18 protein-coding genes, 2 tRNA genes and 2 pseudogenes are annotated in these 18550 nt (G+C 38.0%); 14 read left to right on the top strand and 8 right to left on the bottom strand.

Annotation, left to right across the window (positions count from 1 at the left end):
- The first annotated feature begins 18 nt into the window (after nucleotides 1-18).
- The 4 genes from dhaK to IQ237_RS13095 all read left to right on the top strand — a co-directional run bounded on the left by dhaK (nucleotide 19) and on the right by IQ237_RS13095 (nucleotide 2475).
- A complete protein-coding gene (dhaK, locus tag IQ237_RS13110; RefSeq protein WP_194055776.1) occupies nucleotides 19-1113 on the top strand; it encodes a dihydroxyacetone kinase subunit DhaK in 1095 nt (364 codons plus the stop codon).
- 1 nt (nucleotide 1114) lies between these two features.
- A complete protein-coding gene (gene dhaL / locus IQ237_RS13105) occupies nucleotides 1115-1759 on the top strand; it encodes a dihydroxyacetone kinase subunit DhaL (RefSeq protein ID WP_194055774.1) in 645 nt (214 codons plus the stop codon).
- A gap of 74 nt (nucleotides 1760-1833) precedes the next feature.
- Nucleotides 1834-1907 (top strand) — tRNA-Val (locus IQ237_RS13100).
- 139 nt (nucleotides 1908-2046) lie between these two features.
- On the top strand, nucleotides 2047-2475 hold the full coding sequence (locus tag IQ237_RS13095; protein ID WP_194055772.1) for a VOC family protein: 429 nt from the start codon (nucleotides 2047-2049) through the stop codon (nucleotides 2473-2475).
- Nucleotides 2476-2694: 219 nt separating this feature from the next.
- Here the strand turns inward: IQ237_RS13095 and IQ237_RS13090 are convergent, their stop codons facing one another.
- Entirely contained in the window at nucleotides 2695-3303 is a 609-nt protein-coding gene (locus IQ237_RS13090) for a triacylglycerol lipase (protein ID WP_194055770.1), read from the bottom strand.
- Nucleotides 3304-3710: 407 nt separating this feature from the next.
- Here IQ237_RS13090 and IQ237_RS13085 point away from each other — a divergent pair, with 407 nt between their 5' ends.
- A complete protein-coding gene (locus tag IQ237_RS13085) occupies nucleotides 3711-4070 on the top strand; it encodes a hypothetical protein (protein ID WP_194055767.1) in 360 nt (119 codons plus the stop codon).
- Between the two features lie 174 nt (nucleotides 4071-4244).
- Here the strand turns inward: IQ237_RS13085 and IQ237_RS13080 are convergent, their stop codons facing one another.
- Nucleotides 4245-5324: a tetratricopeptide repeat protein gene (locus IQ237_RS13080; RefSeq protein ID WP_194055765.1), complete on the bottom strand. Its 1080-nt coding sequence runs from the start codon at nucleotides 5322-5324 to the stop codon at nucleotides 4245-4247.
- 244 nt (nucleotides 5325-5568) lie between these two features.
- On the bottom strand, nucleotides 5569-6312 hold the full coding sequence (locus IQ237_RS13075) for a 16S rRNA (uracil(1498)-N(3))-methyltransferase (RefSeq protein WP_194055763.1): 744 nt from the start codon (nucleotides 6310-6312) through the stop codon (nucleotides 5569-5571).
- Between the two features lie 68 nt (nucleotides 6313-6380).
- Here IQ237_RS13075 and IQ237_RS13070 point away from each other — a divergent pair, with 68 nt between their 5' ends.
- On the top strand, nucleotides 6381-7142 hold the full coding sequence (locus tag IQ237_RS13070) for a carbonic anhydrase (protein WP_228020180.1): 762 nt from the start codon (nucleotides 6381-6383) through the stop codon (nucleotides 7140-7142).
- Between the two features lie 136 nt (nucleotides 7143-7278).
- Here the strand turns inward: IQ237_RS13070 and IQ237_RS13065 are convergent, their stop codons facing one another.
- Together IQ237_RS13065 and IQ237_RS13060 are read right to left on the bottom strand one after the other, a co-directional pair.
- Nucleotides 7279-7860 (bottom strand): thioredoxin family protein, encoded by a 582-nt coding sequence (locus IQ237_RS13065; protein ID WP_194055759.1) that lies wholly within the window; start codon nucleotides 7858-7860, stop codon nucleotides 7279-7281.
- Nucleotides 7861-7992: 132 nt separating this feature from the next.
- On the bottom strand, nucleotides 7993-8208 hold the full coding sequence (locus IQ237_RS13060) for a chlorophyll a/b-binding protein (protein ID WP_194055757.1): 216 nt from the start codon (nucleotides 8206-8208) through the stop codon (nucleotides 7993-7995).
- Between the two features lie 186 nt (nucleotides 8209-8394).
- Here IQ237_RS13060 and IQ237_RS13055 point away from each other — a divergent pair.
- Together IQ237_RS13055 and IQ237_RS26300 are read left to right on the top strand one after the other, a co-directional pair.
- Nucleotides 8395-9435: pseudogene (locus IQ237_RS13055) on the top strand (FAD-dependent thymidylate synthase); the annotation flags it as partial.
- A 3-nt stretch (nucleotides 9436-9438) separates the two neighbouring features.
- A pseudogene (locus IQ237_RS26300) lies at nucleotides 9439-9873 on the top strand (FAD-dependent thymidylate synthase); the annotation flags it as partial.
- Between the two features lie 49 nt (nucleotides 9874-9922).
- Here the strand turns inward: IQ237_RS26300 and IQ237_RS13050 are convergent.
- From IQ237_RS13050 to IQ237_RS13040, 3 genes are all read right to left on the bottom strand, one after another.
- Nucleotides 9923-10537 (bottom strand): hypothetical protein, encoded by a 615-nt coding sequence (locus IQ237_RS13050; protein WP_194055746.1) that lies wholly within the window; start codon nucleotides 10535-10537, stop codon nucleotides 9923-9925.
- A 69-nt stretch (nucleotides 10538-10606) separates the two neighbouring features.
- Nucleotides 10607-11188 (bottom strand): dCTP deaminase, encoded by a 582-nt coding sequence (gene dcd / locus IQ237_RS13045; RefSeq protein WP_194055744.1) that lies wholly within the window; start codon nucleotides 11186-11188, stop codon nucleotides 10607-10609.
- Between the two features lie 255 nt (nucleotides 11189-11443).
- Nucleotides 11444-11516, bottom strand: a tRNA-Arg gene (locus IQ237_RS13040).
- Nucleotides 11517-11872: 356 nt separating this feature from the next.
- Here IQ237_RS13040 and IQ237_RS13035 point away from each other — a divergent pair.
- From IQ237_RS13035 to sir, 6 genes are all read left to right on the top strand, one after another.
- Nucleotides 11873-12532: an Npun_F0813 family protein gene (locus IQ237_RS13035; RefSeq protein WP_194055742.1), complete on the top strand. Its 660-nt coding sequence runs from the start codon at nucleotides 11873-11875 to the stop codon at nucleotides 12530-12532.
- A gap of 140 nt (nucleotides 12533-12672) precedes the next feature.
- Nucleotides 12673-13554, top strand: a complete 882-nt coding sequence (locus tag IQ237_RS13030; RefSeq protein ID WP_194055740.1) for a hypothetical protein — start codon at nucleotides 12673-12675, stop codon at nucleotides 13552-13554.
- A gap of 18 nt (nucleotides 13555-13572) precedes the next feature.
- A complete protein-coding gene (locus IQ237_RS13025) occupies nucleotides 13573-14562 on the top strand; it encodes a transposase (protein WP_194055738.1) in 990 nt (329 codons plus the stop codon).
- A 2-nt stretch (nucleotides 14563-14564) separates the two neighbouring features.
- Nucleotides 14565-14897, top strand: a complete 333-nt coding sequence (cutA, locus tag IQ237_RS13020) for a divalent-cation tolerance protein CutA (protein WP_194055736.1) — start codon at nucleotides 14565-14567, stop codon at nucleotides 14895-14897.
- A 307-nt stretch (nucleotides 14898-15204) separates the two neighbouring features.
- On the top strand, nucleotides 15205-15741 hold the full coding sequence (locus IQ237_RS13015; protein WP_194055734.1) for an outer membrane beta-barrel protein: 537 nt from the start codon (nucleotides 15205-15207) through the stop codon (nucleotides 15739-15741).
- 644 nt (nucleotides 15742-16385) lie between these two features.
- Entirely contained in the window at nucleotides 16386-18299 is a 1914-nt protein-coding gene (gene sir / locus IQ237_RS13010; protein WP_194055732.1) for a sulfite reductase, ferredoxin dependent, read from the top strand.
- Nucleotides 18300-18550 lie beyond the last annotated feature (251 nt).

Raw genomic sequence — 18550 nt, 5'->3', positions numbered from 1 at the left:
CCTTTGCCAACAGAAATTATGAAAAAGCTGATTAATCAACCAGAAGCATTTGTTAGGGAAAGTTTAGCAGGTATGGCTGCTGCTCATACTGGTTTAATTAAGGTAAATTTGGAGCCAACTTTTGTGTATCGAGCAGATGCACCTGTACAGGGTAAAGTAGCAATTATTTCTGGTGGTGGTAGCGGACATGAACCAATGCACGCGGGTTTTGTGGGGATGGGAATGCTTGATGCTGCTTGTCCTGGTGAGGTTTTCACGTCTCCTACTCCTGATCAAATGTTAGCCGCCGCAGAGCAGGTTGATGGGGGTGCGGGTATTCTTTATATTGTGAAAAATTACAGTGGCGATGTAATGAATTTTGAAATGGCTACGGAGTTAGCTAGAAGTGAGGGTATCCGTACATTAAATATTATTATTGATGATGATGTGGCGGTGAAAGATAGTTTATATACCCAAGGAAGAAGGGGTGTGGGAACAACGGTACTGGCAGAAAAAATTTGTGGTGCGGCGGCAGAAAAAGGTTATGATTTGCAGCAGGTTGCCGATTTATGCAAAAAGGTAAATTTGCATGGTCGTAGTGTGGGGGTAGCGTTAAGTTCTTGTACTGTTCCTGCTAAGGGTACACCAACTTTTGCTTTGGGGGATGATGAGATAGAATTAGGTATTGGCATTCATGGAGAACCAGGAAGAGAAAGGGTTTCTATGATGTCAGGGGATGAAATTACTGAAGTTTTATGGCGTTGGCTTTGCCCGCCGCAGGCATCGCTTTTTGATGATACTGCCTATTGTCGCACGGTGCGGGAGTGGGACGAAACCAAGGAAGAATGGCAGGATGTGGAACTGTTAAATAAACCGTTGCAAAAAGGCGATCGCCTCTTAGCTTTTGTTAATAGTATGGGTGGGACTCCCATTTCTGAACTTTATCTTGTCTACCGCAAACTAGCAGAACTTTGTCAGATGGAAGGACTGGAAATAGTGCGTAATCTAATTGGACCATACATGACATCATTAGAAATGCAAGGTTGCTCCATTACTCTGCTGAAGTTAGACGAGGAAATGTTACAGCTATGGGATGCACCAGTTAAAACCGCAAGTTTACGCTGGGGAGTTTGAAATGGTTACTCAGGTGCAAATTGTTCAATGGTTATATGTATTTGTTTCTGTTATTGAGAAACATAAAGAAGAATTGACGGAATTAGATGCAGCCATTGGTGATGCTGATCATGGTATCAATATGGATAGAGGTTTTAAAAAGATCAGCAGTATCTTACCGAGTATTGAAGGGAAGGACATCAGCAGTATTTTGAAAACTGTCAGCATGACTTTAATATCTAGTGTGGGGGGTGCAAGTGGTCCTTTATATGGAACGTGGTTTTTAAGAGCGAGTGCTGTAACTGCGGGTAAGCAAGAATTGACAGTCAAGGATATGTTAGATGTACTCCAAGCAGGTTTAGCAGGAGTGATTGAACGTGGTAAGGCACAGTTAGGAGATAAAACAATGGTAGATGTGTTATCCCCGGCTGTAATTGCTTTTGAACAAGCGGTTAATGAAGGTAAGGGTAGTGTGGAAGCTTTGCGGATGGCTGTAACTGCGGCGGAACAAGGGTTAAAGGATACTATACCGATGTTAGCAAAGAAAGGCAGAGCAAGTTATTTAGGCGATCGCAGTATCGGACATCAAGATCCGGGAGGAACTTCTGCTTATTGGATGTTGCGGAGTTTGTTGGAAGTGGTGGAAGGTTCGAGGGCTAAAAAATAAAGTTAGTGCCATTATTGGCATTTTTCTCTTGACCTTTAAAATATATATGCTATGATAAAAATCGCTTTTGTTAAGGACGTATAGCTCAGTTGGTTAGAGTACATCGTTGACATCGATGGGGTCACTGGTTCGAATCCAGTTACGTCCATGTTTTTTATTTTACTTTAATTATATCTGCCCTTTGCTAGATTATTTTTCCGCTTTGACAAATTAATGATCCTTTTAGTTCGGTTAATCAATCTGTCAAGTAGTCAAATAATTTGGCAATTTGGCAATCAACCCCCACCATGAACACAATCATATTTCACCTCGCCTTCCCTGTCACCAACATCGCCCAAACCAAAGAATTTTATGTTGATGGTTTAGGCTGCATCCCCGGAAGAGAAAGCCCCCATGCTTTAATTCTCAACCTTTATGGACATCAATTAGTTGCCCACATCACTAAAGAACCTTTAACACCCCAAAAAGGCATTTATCCCCGACATTTCGGTTTAATTTTCACCCAAGAAAAAGACTGGCAAGAATTACTAGAAAAAGCAAAAATTAAACAATTAACTTTTAGAGAACAACCTAAAAGCCGTTTCGTTGGTTCTCCCCTAGAACATCACACTTTCTTTTTAGAAGATCCTTTTTATAATTTGATGGAATTTAAATATTATCGTTATCCAGAAGCAATTTTTGGCAGTTCTGAATATACAGAAATTGGTGATAGGTAATTAGTGATTGGTGATAGGTAAAAATAACCAGTGACTAAGGGAGCATCCCAAATGTGTACATTTATTTTGAGCTAACGGAAAAAATGATCCAAGGGACTGATATGATTGAACCGCAAAGGACGCAAAGGACACAAAGGTAAGAGAGTTTAAGAGATGTTTTGGTGTTGCTGCGGTTATTTTTTATTGCATTGGTATGCTCCCGTGACTAATGACTAATGACTAATGACTAATTGGTTCATCTAATGCTGCTGCTACTACTTCAAAAGTCCTTTTATCTGTTAACATCCAAGGATGCAGAGCAACTGTTAAAATAACTTCTTTACCAACAGGTATTCTTGAACTATCCGCAGGTACAATCATTAAATCATAAGGTGTCCAAATAGATGTAAAATTTAACTTCTTCAACATTTCTATATCAGAATTTAAGTCATTTAAAAAATCACTATTAGGTTGCATTTGTAAAGCACCCTTTAACCAAGTTAAATATGCAATATTTGTTCCATTATGAGGTGAGGAAATGGTAATAAACCTCTTTACCTTTTCTATTCCTCCCAATCTTTGAATATAATAACGGCTCACTATTCCCCCCATACTAAAACCCACTATATCTAATGGTTGTTCTGGTGTAAAGTTAATGTTTACATAATCTGCTACTTGTTGTGCTAATTTGCCTAAAAGCTCAGAACCGTTATTAGGAATTAAATCAAGTGTACAAACTACCCTACCTTGCTTTCCCAGGTAACGCGCCATTTTGTTGAAAACCGCCCCAGTATCGTTAATTCCGTGTACTAATAAAACAGGATTGTGCTTTTGTGTTTTGATTTCCATAGTGATACTTTTGAAATAAATCTGTAAAAAATTGTCAGTATTCATCAAATCTGATTTGATGTGATTATGTAAAAAATATAAACAAGTATCAGAGCTATCAACCCAAAAGCTATGACAGTTTTTGCAATTAACCAATGTTGTTAAATTTTGTTAAGGAATATCTCAGAATCTTGCTTATAGATACGGTAAGATTTAATAATGATTTCGCTGGTATTCATAAGTCGCTAATGGTTGTAATGAAGTCATAACAATTGGCCTATAGAATGACTACAAGGCGATTTAGTAAAAATCCCTAAAGTTATTACAGCTTATTACCGCAATGATTATGGCAACAAAATGTAAAATTATGTTGAAATAATTTACAATTACGGTGATATGACAAAAATTTAAAAACAGGAGAAATTGTCATGTTTGGATTTATCAAAAATTTAATCGGTGGTATTCTTGGTTTCATCGGTGGGTTATTTGGCAAAAAAGATGAATACTACTTGGAACTAAAAGAAGAAGTTGGAGAAACTACACCAGCAGCAGCACCCGTAGCACCAGCAGCAGCAGCAAAAGTAGAACCCGCTCAAGCGCCAACCCCCAAAGCAGAACCCGCTCAAGCACCAACCCCCAAAGCAGAACCCGCGAAACCCGCAGTAGCAACTGAAACAAATTTTGCAACCAAATATTTAATGGGACAATCTTTTGGTGGTCGTCGTCGTCCAGGTGCGAACATGAATATTTTTCTGGATATGGCCCGTCAAGTAAAAACTCCTGAATAAGTAAAGTTTGGATTTTAGATTTTGGATTTTAGATTTTGGATTAATTAACTTGTTTAATATAGAATATATTGCTCGTAGTGAGGACTTTAGTCCTCAAAATCAGGGCTAAAGCCCCAACTGCAAACACAAAGACAAATCCTATCTTTAATCCAAAATCTCAAACTTACTGATTTATTAATTACTTGAACAGTTTTTCACAAACACAATTCCACTGTATAACTGAAAAGCTGCATCCCAATTAGTATTTTCCCTCCTAAATAATTGAATATGAGAGGGAATTTGATTTAGCACTTCTGTTTGATCTAAAACTGTTTCTCCAAAAGGTTGAAAATCTGACGAAGTTTTAACTTGAGGTATTTTTTGCTCAACCCAACTCATCAAACTATTCCAATTAATTCTAATTGTGTTTTGTGTAGCTTGGGGAGTGATTTCTAAACCTTTTTGAAATTCATAGCCATTGTCATAAATTCTTAAAATACTACGTCTTGCTGGTAGGTGTAAATCACAAAATTGGTAATAGTCTTGAGTTTGGGTTTTCCGTTCTAATTTACCACGAATATTAATATCTACTACCTGTTCAAAAATAGGTAAAAGTCCCACAACTTTGGCTGTGACTTCTGACCAATCAAAACTCAAAGAACCAAGTTGATTTTCTGAACTGACACATACAACTTTTGGGTTAGGTGATGATTCAGAAAAATATTGGACTTGATGTACTTGAATTTGTTGAATTTGGGATATTTTTAACCAAAAACAGGGAATCCCAGCTTGTTGTAATTGTTTGCCATAAAATTGCATTTCGCCTATTTTTCCTGTGCGGTATACTCGCCAACTACGACTAGGTAACATGAGTCTAGCTGAGTAAGTATCAATTTGCATAATTTGGGCAAATTTGGGTGCAGCTACGGTTTTTAGTTGATTATTAATCGGTTCTAAAACTAAAATTCCCGGTTCATGATTACTTGGTTCTGCTATTGCTTGAGCAATGGCTTTTTGTCTTTCTGTTTGTTCAAAATCTTTGATTCTTTGTATACCTTGACGTGCTTGGGAAATGATTTTATTATTGATGGTCACTTTCAAAAGTTGACGATAAATTTTTTCTGCTTCCTGTCGCTTTCCATAAACTTCCTGTAACCGTGCAAAATAAAATTGCACCCCAGGATCTTCCGGTGATTGTTTGAGTAATGGTTTAATTAATGTAACTGCGGTTTGGTAGTCTTTGCGTTCAAAGGCGGCGATCACTTCTTCCAACATGACTTTATATAAACTTAAATGAATTTCTCACCCCTAGAAGTAAAGACGCAAACAGCGTTATCTTTATCTTGGTGCGTGAGATATATCATTTATACCCACATTCCGCAAATTACATTCACTTCCGAATAATTATCACAAAAGACATATCCGGTAATTAGGGTTTGCATAACCAGAAACCCGTTCTAGGGACAATTCATGAATTGTCCCTACCATTATTTTCACCAGATGTCTAAAGTATTGCGGTTTATGCTTCACAAGCAGCGGCAATCAAGGATAATGCTACAATTGGGGCAGTGACAGCGCGGAGAATGCGACAACCCAGGGAAACAGGCTGAAATTTGGCTTTTATAGCCATTTCAATTTCCTTATCTGTCCATCCTCCTTCTGGTCCTGTGGCAATGACAATTTCACCTATATTTTCACCTATATTTTCACCTACAATTTCACCAGAGAGGTTATTTAGGACTTTTATTAAATGTGGATAATTTCCCCGCGCTTCACAAATATAACGCTTATAACGCTGATTTGCTGCACGTTCATTTAAAGCAGTGTTAAAAGCTACAGGTTCTAAAATGATAGGGACAAAAGCACGCTCTGACTGTTCCGCAGCTTCAGCAGCTATGCGCTGCCAACGTTCTAATTTTTGGGGACTGGGATTTAATAAGGTGCGATCGCTCAAAACTGGTACAATACAAGTTACACCTAACTCCGTACAACAACGGACAACATCATCAAAACCATTTCCTTTTGGTAAAGCTACCATCAAAGTAATAGATATCGGTAACTCGGTTTTCACTTCCAGTAATTCTAAAATCTCTCCTGTTTCTCCTGTTAACTGGGTTAACCACCATTTACCCATACCATCCATTGCGATAAATTTATCCCCATCTTGTAATCGCAAAACTCGCAATAAATAATGTTGTTGTTGGGGTGTTAATAAAATTTTTGTCTCTTGAAGTTGGGAAATTTGAATTGTGATCCTTTGCATTTTTAATTATATTTTATTGAGGTATAGATTTGAGTAGGATGAAACTAATCTGGAAAATAAAAAACCTTTTGTTTCTAAATCTTATAGTAATTGTAGTATTTTTAATAGGATTAATAGCTGTATTTCCTAAACCAGTCATAGCTGAGGAAAATACACCAGAATGGAGCTATGCAGGTGCAGCAAATCCTACTCATTGGGGAGAAATCAGTCCTGATTTTGCGCTTTGTGAACTAGGGAAAAATCAATCTCCTATCAATATAAATAATGCAGTAGAAGCAACTCCTGTACAAATAGAGTTTAACTATCAACCCACACCTTTATTAGTTGTTAATAATGGTTATACTGTCCAAGTCAATTACCACCCAGGTAGCACTATGAAAATTAACGATGAGGAATATGAACTCATCCAGTTTCATTTTCATATACCCAGTGAACATACTATTAATAATAAAGCATCTGCTCTGGAAATGCACTTAGTACATCGCAATGCTAAAAACCAATTAGCAGTTGTGGGAGTGATGATGAATAAAGGTTCAGCTAATCCCTTCATCGATCAGATTTGGCAGCATATTCCCGCAGTGGGAAAAATCAATGACATTGAAAATTATACGATTAACGCTGCTAATTTACTACCTAAAAATAAAGCTTTTTTCAGTTATATCGGTTCACTAACTACACCACCATGCAGCGAAAATGTAAAATGGAATGTACTGACACAAGCAACTCAAGTTTCTGAAAAACAAATTGCAGCTTTCCAAAAGTTATATCAAGTAAATGCTCGTCCAGTACAACCAATAAACACTAGAAAAATAGAATTTCACCCCTCATAGGTTAATTTTTATTTGTTGATTTTATTTGTGGATTTTTAGGGTTAATAATTCAGGAGTCAGGCGGGAAATTCCCACCTGTTCAGAAATCAGAATGTGTGAGTAATGTGTGAGTAATCTGGAGATGATTAAAATTTTCTTAACCAAAGTAATTAGGTTCGTTCCCAGGTTTCCATTTAATATTACAACCCACACTGGGAATTTGTTCACTGGTGACAGCTTGATCAACTAAAACGGCTTCAATTGCTGCGCGTAAATCTGCACCTGTGACTGGTTTATTATTACTAGGACGGCTATCATCTAATTGTCCGCGATAAACTAATTTTCTTTCTTGATCAAATAGGAAAAAATCAGGTGTACAAGCTGCTGTGTAAGCTTTTGCTGTTTCCTGGGTTTCGTCGTAGCACAAAGGAAACTTAAATCCCAACTCTGTGGACATTTCTTTTAATGATTCAGGTGCATCATTTGGGTAGTTTTGAGCATCGTTAGCACTAATAGCAACTATTCCCAAATCACTATTAAAGTAATCTTTTCCTAAATTGGCTAATTCTGTTTGAATATGCTTTACAAATGGACAATGCCGACAAATAAACATCACTAATAATGCTTTTTTATCGGCAAGATTAGCCAGTGAAATATTTTCTCCAGATACTACTTCTGGTAGATGAAATTCTGGTGCTTTAGTACCTAGTGGTAACATTGTTGAAGCAGTTAAAACCATAGATTCCCCTTTGCTTAATGCTGACAACATACCATAAATTTTTTTCCCATATTCCCAAATTAAAAAGACGAGAATTTTCCCGTCTCTCTAGTTTATCAATTGTTATTTATGTAAGCAGATTTTAATTATTTTCTACAGGCTTCTCAAAATTCCTAACACACCATGTCCTGTGAATACTTCTAATGCTATCAGTGAAATGAAACCAATCATTGCTAAACGACCATTGAGTAATTCTGCATAAGGTGTAAAACCTGTGCGATCGCCTTGTTCGTCTATATATACTTTTGGTTCAACTGCAAAGTTATTCATTTTGCCTTGATCATCAACCATAGAACCGTTTGTAGCCATTATGTTATCTCCTTAACTTTTCTCTATGTTAAGAACTGTAACAGATAAATTAATTTTTGTAAAGTATCTGAATATCTGGGATATATGTATGATCATCCAGAGAGTTTGATTTCTCTCCCTTCTCATCAATCAACTTGCTAACTGGTTAATTGCTATCTTTATTAAAAACCTTAATTTTGAGTAGTTATGGATAAATTTAGAGTAGAAGTTATTGCCAAAACACCAAACCCCCAACAAGTCATTTATGCTGCGATGCACCAAGACTATACAGACGGGTTTGTATATGATCAGCGAGACAAATGGCCTACCGAGTCCAAATGTGGTGAAATCATTGTTAAGCAACTCCTAGCAGGAGAAAGAGGACATTACGGACCATTAGAACATCCACAAATAGTCTTTAACTGTGGTTTCTTTCCCCATAGTGTGATGCAGCAAGCACGCACTCACAGAGTAGGTGTATCATTTGATGTACAGTGTTTGGCTTATGATACTGAAATTACTTTTGTGAACTGTGAAGGGGAAAGTAATCAGAAACTCAAAAAAACTATTGGTGAATTATACGACTTGTGGACAAATGGAGAAAAAGCAGTTCGTCACAGGTCTATTAAGGGTAGAAATGGAGAACCACCAGGTGAATATCACCGTGACTGTAAACAACGCATCCGTAAAATGCGTTTGCGAGTCCTAAACGAAGAAACTGGATTATTTGAATTTGGTAACATTAAAGACGTGATGTGTAGCGGTATTCAACCCGTATACAGAGTAACTTTAGAAGACGGCAAAACCTTAGATTGTACTGTTAATCACCGCCTATTTACCTCAGAAGGTTGGTTAACAATGGGTGATGCAGTTGGTTTAGTTACTCAAGATGATGGTACTGTCATCAAAATGACACAGCCTTGTTATTTAATGTGTAATGGCTTGACAGTAGAATTTTCTCAACCATACCAACCCATATTACCCCCTTCCCGATCTAAGATCACCTATAATTCTTCTCTTCTTCCTTCGTGTCCTTCGTACCTTCGTGGTTCATTCAATAAGTATTCTTGTGATGACAAGGGAGTAGAACCCCAAAACTGGCAAGAAAAACCAAAACCACCCAGCAGAAAGCTTAAAGCACATCCAGTCAAAGTAAAAAGTGTAGAATACCTGGGTCTGCAAATGACTTATGATTTAGAAGTTGAAGGTAATTGGCATAATTTTATTGCCAATGGTATTGTGGTTCATAATTCTTTTAGGTACACCGGAAACCAATTTATTGAAGTGGTGGAAGGTAAAAAAGACATAGAAGATGTTTTCTACCTGCGTCCTGTGGGGTATTACACAGATAGACAAGGTAAAAAATATTATTATTCACCAGAAAAAAGAGCAGCAGATTTACAATGGTGTTTAGAAGCTGCAAAACAATACAAAATTGATTTTGAAGCGGGAATGTCTGAGGAACATATCAGGGGTAAAATGCCTTTTGATTATCGTCAGCATTTTGTTGTGAGTTTTAATGTTAGGTCTTTCTTACATTTTTGTGATTTGAGAAATAAGAAAGATGCACAGTTAGAAATTCAAAAGTTATGCGAATTAATGTGGCCGCATTTTGAAGAATGGATTCCTGGAATAGCAGAATGGTACAAAAAATCTCGCTTGGGTAAAGGCAGATTAGCACCTTAAAATCAAAGATGGATAGATCCCCGACTTCTTCAAGAATTCGGGTATCTGATTATTTACTAACTATAGCAACTAAAATCCTAACCAAATCAGTTAATTCTTCAGGAACTCGATACAATTTTAAATCCTCAATTATTTCTTTTTCTTGACGTTTGTAAATAGCAAAACGCCAATCTTCACCTGTAGTTACAGCACCATAAAGTATAGGGTTTTCAGAATTTATCCATTGATCAAGTGCAATCAATTCTACAGCTAATTGTGTAAAACCTTTACTCAAATCAGCTTGTTTAGCTTCAATAACTAATAAACCTTTCCCTTTATTAATGTAATAATCTAAACTACCTTTTAATTGATCGCTAACATTAATCGGATATTCAATATTCAATTGAGTTTCTGTGATTTCACAAACCTCTAAAAGAATAGGTGATATTATGACTTGTTTTCTTGCATCTTCTGTTAATAATTTAACTCGGCGTAAATTACGATCAATAACTCGTTCTAATTCTGGAAGATGATCAATATTAAATTCTACCTTTGGTAGTTGTAACCTTTGACGTTGATAAACACAACCCAGTTCAGCAAGAATATCTTCTGGAGAAAATGGTAAATCAAAGTATTTACTAAATGTATAACTTTGTCCAGGTTGAATAATTCGCGGGCGATTCATAATATCATGTTTGTTGATTATGATTTATTATTCAATTTTCAACAGACTGCAAATATTCTAACAATAATGTCAAACCCTAGCCAGAGTTACAACATCTAACTGATCTTGATACTTACCCTGACGTGACGCATAACTAACCCCACAGGGTTCACCTTCTAAAAACATTAACTGGACAATACCTTCATTAGCATAAATACGACAGTCAGCACTGGAAGCATTGGAAAATTCCAGAGTTAAATAACCACGCCATGCTGCTTCAGCGGGAGTAAGATTTGCAATAATGCCGCAACGCGCATAAGTGCTTTTGCCAATACATATTACTGTAATATTATCTGGTATTTCCAGCTTTTCCAGAGCCACACCAAGTCCATAGGAATGTGCAGGAAGGATGAAATAACTACCATTTTCGTCAGTGTGTAGTTTTGTGGGTTCTAAATTTTCAGGATTAAAATTCTTAGGATCAACTACAGTACCGGGAATATGTCTAAAAATACGGAAATCATTGGGCGATAGCCTGATATCATAACCAAAGCTACTCAAACCATAGGAAATTACAGGTAAATCTTCAGCATGGCGTATTAAACTAGGTTCAAAAGGCGAAATCATACCTTTTTGAGCCATTTCGGTAATCCAGATATCGTTTTTAATCATAAGCTTCACGAATAATTCAAACTAAGTTAATAGAATATCGTGAATTGGTATCTTCTTTCCGTCTGATGATTTCTGATGATTATGGATATTTTTGGTAAAATTAATACATTCTCATACTTAATTAAATGTTATTCGCTAAAGCATAAAGAAAAATTATATGTCTATGGTGTAGCACATAACTTGTTCAATTAAGACTAATTAACCACAACCTCTGGCTCATAGTTACAAGCATTGAGGATGAATATTGAATTAAAACGAGCGCGGCAGGGTTCGAACCTGCGGCCGATTGCTTAGAAGGCAATTGCTCTATCCACTGAGCTACGCGCCCAAAACCAAAGTTTTTGTTTTTCAACAGATTACCATAAACCATTATATATATTTTTTCTAGTAAAAAGCAAGAGCAAATTAAAAATTTCCCAATATCAAGACAGATATCCAAGTAATGAATCAGTCGATGTAAACTAAGAAACGAAACAAAGGGGATATTTCCGATATATTGTGATGTCAAGGGGGAATTTACTCATAAATGCCGATAAACTCTAAAGCGTATGCTAGTAAAGTATTTGGCAACAGCCTAATTCTCCTACATCATATTATAAATAATTATACTTTTGGTAATGAAGCCCAAATTTATGATACATCCCCAGTCAAAACAGCCCCTGTGAGGAGTTAGTTGCTAGTGCCATGTTTATTCTTAAACGCCAGGATGTTGAAATATCTACCGTTCAGCACCCAACGCGGGATCAGAAGGTGCCGATCCTCCATTATCAGGGGCAAACCTTTCGCCTGATAAGTGTTTTTAAAGCTAGTCAAGAGGTTGAAGCTAAAACTCTGTGGCGATCGCTGACTGACAATAGAGGTAAAGCCTGTGTCTTACTGGAAGAACCGGAACGCTTTAGCGTCTGGGGCAAAATTCGCTGGGAACAGCTAGACAGTGATACAGGTAGCCATAGCAATATTGAGATTTTGACATTGGCGAGTATTTTGCTCCTGCAAGCCGTTTATATGGATATTGAAGATTTATTAGGTAATCGACAAGCAGGTTTATTTGAAAAAGATATCACAGGGATATTACAGCAAAAACAATTTCCCCAAGTATCTTCCCCAGAGTCAGCCAAAGCTCTGCTAACTGTTGAACCCTCACAAATGCCCAAACTGCCTCTTTGGCAAGAAACTCATGTAATTATTCTCCTGGAAGAACTGCACCGACTAGGAAAAACATATTTTGGTGATACAAACTTTGCTCATCAATTAGAGGATAGGCTACAAGATATGCCAGAAGAAGAACTATTAATATTTATCGGTTGGTTAAATCAATCTCCACTGAGTAAACTTTGGCAGTAGGATGGATATTATTTGCTCACAAGTTATTTCAGTATTACCCAACTTCAGGTATCGCATTGAGCAATTAATACTATCTCAAGTACACAAGACTTTAATTATGTCAAAAATAGTAGTAAAGTGCATTTACCTAGTGAAAACCTATGAGTAAATCCTACGACGATTCTTACAAAGCGAAAACCATTTTCACGACTCAAAGAATCACTTTGATTAGTATTGGCTGGGCAATGTTAGCCCTGTTATACTTCTTGTTGTTCAGCGCCAAAATACCTGGTGGTCCCAACGGCGAAGAAATTCGTGAAGCTTGGTATTTACTAGGAACCAATATCTTTGAAGCTTCAGCTTACTTGGGTTCTGCTGTTCTCTGTTGGCGAAACTGGCAAAGTACCCAAATTATCGGCAGCCGAAAGGTTTGGCTGTTTATCGGCTTAGGTATGCTGGCTTATTTTATCGGTGGGATAGTTTTTGGCTATATAGAAATAGGTTTAGGCGAAGAACCGGATGTGTCTATAGCAGATGTGTTTTTTGTCATGACTTATATCTTCCTGGGTGCAGGTATGGCTCTAGCTTTGTTCTCCCGACGCATCAACTTAGAAAAATGGCAATGGTTAATTGTGTTTGCTGTTGGTGCATTAGGAAGTTTTGTGGCTTGGTTCATTTCTCAGCAAAATGCAACACCATCCGCTCAAACAAGTGGTATTTTGATGCAAATAAAACTGATTTTAGATTGGTTTTATGTAATTAGTGATGTGTTGTTGTTAATTATCGCTACAATCATGTTGTTAGCGTTTTGGGGCGGGAAAGTTTCCCTTTCTTGGAGAATGATTGCAGCCGCAGCATTTTCGCTCTACATTGCAGATATGTGGTTTAAATATGCCACTAACTATCTTCCAAATTATCAAAGTGGAGACATACTAGAAGTGTTCTGGGTGTTTAGTGGAGTGTTATTTGGTATGGGCGCTGCTCTGGAATACGAAGCATCATTGAGCCTCAAGCGGCGTACCAGTGGACGCAAACGCAGTTAACAAATTTTGGTGTCTACCGTGAGAAAATTAACAGATTCAGACAAACAAGAAATTCTCAAGCTATATAGAGAAACTGCCGAAACTACCTCGACTTTGGCAGAACGCTATGGAGTAAGCAACTCAACCATTAGCCGACTGCTTAAAAGTACCTTACCCGAAGAAGATTACGAATATCTTGTTTCTTTAAAACGCGCTGCCAGAACCCCTGAAGGCAGAGCGCAGGTAAGTTACGAGCAGTTACCCCTGTTGAGTCAACCACCAAAAATCGAAACAGCACCTGTAAGCAGTGATCAACCTAGCTTAGAGTTGCCCAAGGTTGAACCACCTAAAACGGTCATCAAAGAGGTGAAAGAGGCTCCTAAGTCTGAACAAATTCCACCTCCTATCCCGGCTATTAGAAGGGTGAAAACACGCTCTTCTGCGACGGAAAAACCAGAATTGCCGGTAGCTAGGGAAATAGAAATCGTCCGACATCGGCCACCTGAAATACCGAGCATCCCCAGAACCATACTAGAGGATGAGGAGCCAGAAGAAAACGTCATCAGCAATATGTTCGATGATGATTTACTGGATGAGTCTGATGATTTGGATGATTTAGACGATGATTTATTTGAAGATGAGGAGGATTTTGAAGACGAAGATTTTGAGGAACCTACACCCCTAGTTACCAGACGTAGACCAGGAGAAGGAGCAGTTCAAGTTTTACCCTTGTCGGTGGCATCTTTGCCGAAAACTTGTTATCTGGTAATTGATCGCTCTGCGGAATTAATTACTAGACCACTCAAGGATTTTGGGGACTTGGGAGCTATTCCTACTATTGAAACCCAGCAGAAAACTCTGCCAGTGTTTGATAATCATCGCGTGGCCAAACGCTTTTCTACCAAACGCGATCGCGTGATTAAAGTCCCTGACAGTAGAATGCTGCAAAAGGCTAGTAACCATCTCCAAGCCAAAGGTATCACTCGCTTGTTAATTGATGGTCAAGTCTACTCTCTGTCTCTGGTTTAGCAATGTTGCAGCAACCAACTGGTTATGGTGTAGTTATGGTGACAACTGCCACGGAAGAGGAAGCTAAGGCGATCGCTCAAACTGTGATCGAAGCTAAACTCGCAGCTGCTGTCAGTCTGTCACCCACCTACTCTATTTACAGATGGCAAGGAGAAATTCACAAAAAAAATGAATGGCAGTTAATGATCAAGACTAATTTGGCGCTATTCTCTACATTAGCAGCTAAAGTCAGAGAAATTCATTCCTATCAACTGCCAGAAATTATCGCTCTACCTATTCTCCTTGCTGGTTCTGACTACCAACAATGGATCAATGAACAGGTGCAAATAGAATAGTCTTTTCGTTATGTACAGGAGTCAGGAGTTATTAATTTTGGATTTTGGATTTTGGATTTTGGAATGTTTTTCTTGACTCCAATCTAAAATCTAAAATCTAAAATCTAAAATCTTCCTCATCTGGAATACTCAAAGATGGCAGTGTAACCATAACCAAGGATGCAAAAGTTTACTAAATACCGATAAGTTCAACATATTGCATTAATAGTAACAATGAATTTAGTAAATTTTCAAATCATCTGGAACATTTCAACTTCCGATTCGACTTAGAATTTAACAGTAAAACTTCTAAATTGTGGTAAAACTTATGAAACGCTTACTCAAGTCTTTAGTGACAATTTCTGCTTTATCTTCCTTAGTAATTACTCCTGCATTTTTATCTGTTGGTAAAGCTGCCGCCGAAACTCAAAAAGGCACAGATGCTAGTTATATTGGTGTTGGTGTAGCTGCTGGTGTTACCAGTGGTGGACAAGGTAACGATGATGCTACCTTTGGTGGAAATGTCACAGGTCGTTTAAAATTAGGAAATACTCCTTTTTCCGCACGGGGTAACGTCCTCTGGGGTGATGAAACAGCTGCTATCATCCCTGAAGTTTCTGTAGATTTACCCATTGCTAATAAAACCAATGTCTTTATCACTGGTGGCTATTCTTTCGTAGAAAATGACGGTAAACCCACACCTTTGGGTAATAGAGATTCTGTAGTTGTCGGTGCTGGGGTAGAATCTGAAGTTACTAAGAATTTCCTGGTTTACACTAACGCTAAAGTAGGTCTCGGTGCTTATCAAAATAGTGATGCTTCTGCTGTGAGCATTAATGGTGGTATCGGTTATCGTTTTAGATAAGTAGATGACTTGTGACTGGGGACTGGTAATTGGTGATTGGTGACTGGTGGCTGGGGACAACTGAGGAGATACTTGTTGACACAACACATATTTATGGTTATATGTCAATAAGTGATAATAAAAACATTTAGTATTGATTTACATCTAAAATACTGAAATTGCTGGTTTTGTTAAGTGTTACATCACTAATGAAGCCGGCTTTTCACTGTGTTAAAATTAAGTTATTATTCATAATTCCAACCGGATTTTTGGTGTTATAACTATTCATAGTTTTTATCATCAAAAATGGTAAAATATAGACAAATCTCCCAGAGCTAATGACTATCAAACCGAGGGGTGAAAGTCCGGCTACTACAAGCTTCCTGCGTATATCGCTATAAAAGGAGTCAAGCCTAGGTGCAAGAGCAAGAAAACGCGGTTGATACGAGGCAATCAAAACAATTAGGAGAAGTGAAAAAGTAGTCCCAGCGGCTTTTAGCTTAGGGATAGAGGGTATTGCAGTTTGCCCATTCCGGATAACACCGGGAAAAGTAGTTTGAAGACATTTGTCCATAAAATTACTAACTGTTCTACCAGCAGAAAAGGTATACCTAAATTTTTAATTAGTCTTTAACTGCTGCATTATTTACAAACATACTACTGTAATGGTTAACTCTGCGCCTTCTCCCGTTAGTACCCGTAAACCTTCCAAAGTCGAAGGTATCAAAGAAAATAGTAATTTTTTGCGTGAACCTGTAGCGACTGAAATACTTCAGGATACAACCCATTTTAGTGAAGATGCTATACAGATTCTGAAGTTTCACGGATCTTATCAACAGGATAACCGTGATAATCGTGTTAAGGGACAGGAAAAAGATTATCAAATGATGCTGCGGACAAAAAATCCTGGTGGGTTAGTACCACCGCAGCTATATTTGGCTTTGGATCAATTGGCGGATGAATATGGTAATCATACGTTAAGAGCTACTACCCGCCAAGGTTTTCAATTACATGGGATTTTGAAAAAGAATCTCAAAGCAGCGATCGCTACTATTGTCAAAAATCTGGGTTCTACTTTGGGTGCTTGTGGTGACATCAACCGCAACGTTATGGCTCCCCCCGCACCCTTTAAAAATCGCCCAGATTATCAGTATGCTTGGGAATATGCCCAAAATATCGCTGATTTACTCTCTCCCCAAACCGGTGCTTATTATGAAATTTGGTTGGATGGTGAAAAAGCTATTAGTGCGGAAGAACACCCAGATGTTATAGCAGCACGACAAAAGAATGGCACTGGGACAATTGTTCATGATTCCGTAGAACCAATCTATGGTACTCATTATATGCCACGCAAATTTAAAGTTTGCGTAACTGTTCCCGGTGATAATTCCGTAGATTTGTATTCCCAAGATTTAACATTGGTAGTAATGACCAATAAAAAAGGGGAACTCCAAGGTTTTAATGTCTTTGCTGGTGGTGGTTTAGGAAGAACCCACAATAAAGAAGAAACCTTTGCGCGAGTCGCTGATCCAATTTGCTATGTAGGCAAAGATGATGTTTATGATATCGTCAAGGCAATTGTTGCCACTCAAAGAGATTATGGCGATCGCACCGACAGAAGACACGCCAGATTAAAATATTTAATCAATGATTGGGGTGTAGACAAATTCCGCAGCAAGGTGGAAGAATACTTTGGTAAAGCTGTCGAACCTTTTAAACAATTACCCAAATTCAAATATCAAGATTATCTGGGATGGAATGAACAAGGAGATGGTAAACTTTTCTTGGGTATTTCCATTGATAATGGTCGGGTAAAAGATGAAGGTTCTTTTCAACTCAAAACTGCTTTGCGGACAATTGTTGAACAGTTTAATTTACCTATTCGTCTCACACCAAATCAAAACCTGATTTTCTACGATATTGCACCAGAAGACAAAGAAGCAATTCAAGCAATTTTAGATAAATGCGGTATTATTGCTGATCCTAGTCAAATTGCCGCCTTAACCCGCTATGCTATGGCTTGTCCCGCTTTACCAACTTGCGGTTTAGCGATCACAGAATCAGAAAGAGCAATACCTGGTATTTTAGAAAGAATTCGGACTTTATTAGATCAAGTGGGTTTACAAAAAGACCATTTTGTGGTAAGGATGACCGGTTGCCCCAATGGTTGCGCTCGTCCTTATATGGCAGAATTAGGATTTGTGGGTAGTGCGCCGGAATCTTATCAAGTGTGGTTAGGTGGTTCACCAGATCAAACGCGGTTAGCGCAACCGATCATTGAAAAATTGCACCACAACGACATTGAAAGCTTTTTAGAGCCGATTTTTGTCTTCTTTAAAAAATCACGGAAAGGAAAAGAAAGCTTTGGAGATTTTTGCGATCGCATTGGTTTTGATGCTATCCGTGAATTTTCAGCCACTTACACACCAGGAGAACCCACCAGCAGCGGAAAATCACGTCATCGGGTGAGTTTACGAGATGATGTTTATTCCCAACTCAAAGAAACCGCAGAAAAACTCAATAAACCCATGACAGAGTTAGTACACGAAGCTTTGGATAAATATTTCCAAAGTCTGTAGAACCATATTCTCACGCAAAAGCTTTCTCTCGCTCTCTCGTTCCTAGTCTCCGACTGGGAATGCCATCCTAGAGGCTCTGCTTTTACTTTAATAGAAGGCAGAGCCTTCTAGAATTCATTCCCATACAGAGTATGGGAACGAGAAAAGAGAAACAAGAGCAGAATGTTGCACATCAAAAAGACTGCTATATAAAACCTAGACAAAGCTAGACTTTACTTTCTACTTCAACGGGAGCATGGGAGCGGTTATCC

Source organism: Sphaerospermopsis sp. LEGE 08334, from assembly GCF_015207205.1.
Lineage (GTDB): Bacteria > Cyanobacteriota > Cyanobacteriia > Cyanobacteriales > Nostocaceae > Sphaerospermopsis.
This window is presented reverse-complemented; position numbering and strand designations above follow the sequence as displayed.

What these genes read in the sequence shown, in the direction of transcription:
- dhaK (WP_194055776.1), top strand. Translation starts at nt 19, where the DNA reads ATGAAAAAGCTGATTAATCAACCAGAAGCATTTGTTAGGGAAAGTTTA.
- dhaL (WP_194055774.1), top strand. Translation starts at nt 1,115, where the DNA reads ATGGTTACTCAGGTGCAAATTGTTCAATGGTTATATGTATTTGTTTCT.
- IQ237_RS13095 (WP_194055772.1), top strand. Translation starts at nt 2,047, where the DNA reads ATGAACACAATCATATTTCACCTCGCCTTCCCTGTCACCAACATCGCC.
- IQ237_RS13090 (WP_194055770.1), bottom strand. Translation starts at nt 3,303, where the DNA reads ATGGAAATCAAAACACAAAAGCACAATCCTGTTTTATTAGTACACGGA.
- IQ237_RS13085 (WP_194055767.1), top strand. Translation starts at nt 3,711, where the DNA reads ATGTTTGGATTTATCAAAAATTTAATCGGTGGTATTCTTGGTTTCATC.
- IQ237_RS13080 (WP_194055765.1), bottom strand. Translation starts at nt 5,324, where the DNA reads ATGTTGGAAGAAGTGATCGCCGCCTTTGAACGCAAAGACTACCAAACC.
- IQ237_RS13075 (WP_194055763.1), bottom strand. Translation starts at nt 6,312, where the DNA reads ATGCAAAGGATCACAATTCAAATTTCCCAACTTCAAGAGACAAAAATT.
- IQ237_RS13065 (WP_194055759.1), bottom strand. Translation starts at nt 7,860, where the DNA reads ATGGTTTTAACTGCTTCAACAATGTTACCACTAGGTACTAAAGCACCA.
- IQ237_RS13060 (WP_194055757.1), bottom strand. Translation starts at nt 8,208, where the DNA reads ATGGCTACAAACGGTTCTATGGTTGATGATCAAGGCAAAATGAATAAC.
- IQ237_RS13050 (WP_194055746.1), bottom strand. Translation starts at nt 10,537, where the DNA reads ATGAATCGCCCGCGAATTATTCAACCTGGACAAAGTTATACATTTAGT.
- dcd (WP_194055744.1), bottom strand. Translation starts at nt 11,188, where the DNA reads ATGATTAAAAACGATATCTGGATTACCGAAATGGCTCAAAAAGGTATG.
- IQ237_RS13035 (WP_194055742.1), top strand. Translation starts at nt 11,873, where the DNA reads ATGTTTATTCTTAAACGCCAGGATGTTGAAATATCTACCGTTCAGCAC.
- IQ237_RS13030 (WP_194055740.1), top strand. Translation starts at nt 12,673, where the DNA reads ATGAGTAAATCCTACGACGATTCTTACAAAGCGAAAACCATTTTCACG.
- cutA (WP_194055736.1), top strand. Translation starts at nt 14,565, where the DNA reads ATGTTGCAGCAACCAACTGGTTATGGTGTAGTTATGGTGACAACTGCC.
- IQ237_RS13015 (WP_194055734.1), top strand. Translation starts at nt 15,205, where the DNA reads ATGAAACGCTTACTCAAGTCTTTAGTGACAATTTCTGCTTTATCTTCC.
- sir (WP_194055732.1), top strand. Translation starts at nt 16,386, where the DNA reads ATGGTTAACTCTGCGCCTTCTCCCGTTAGTACCCGTAAACCTTCCAAA.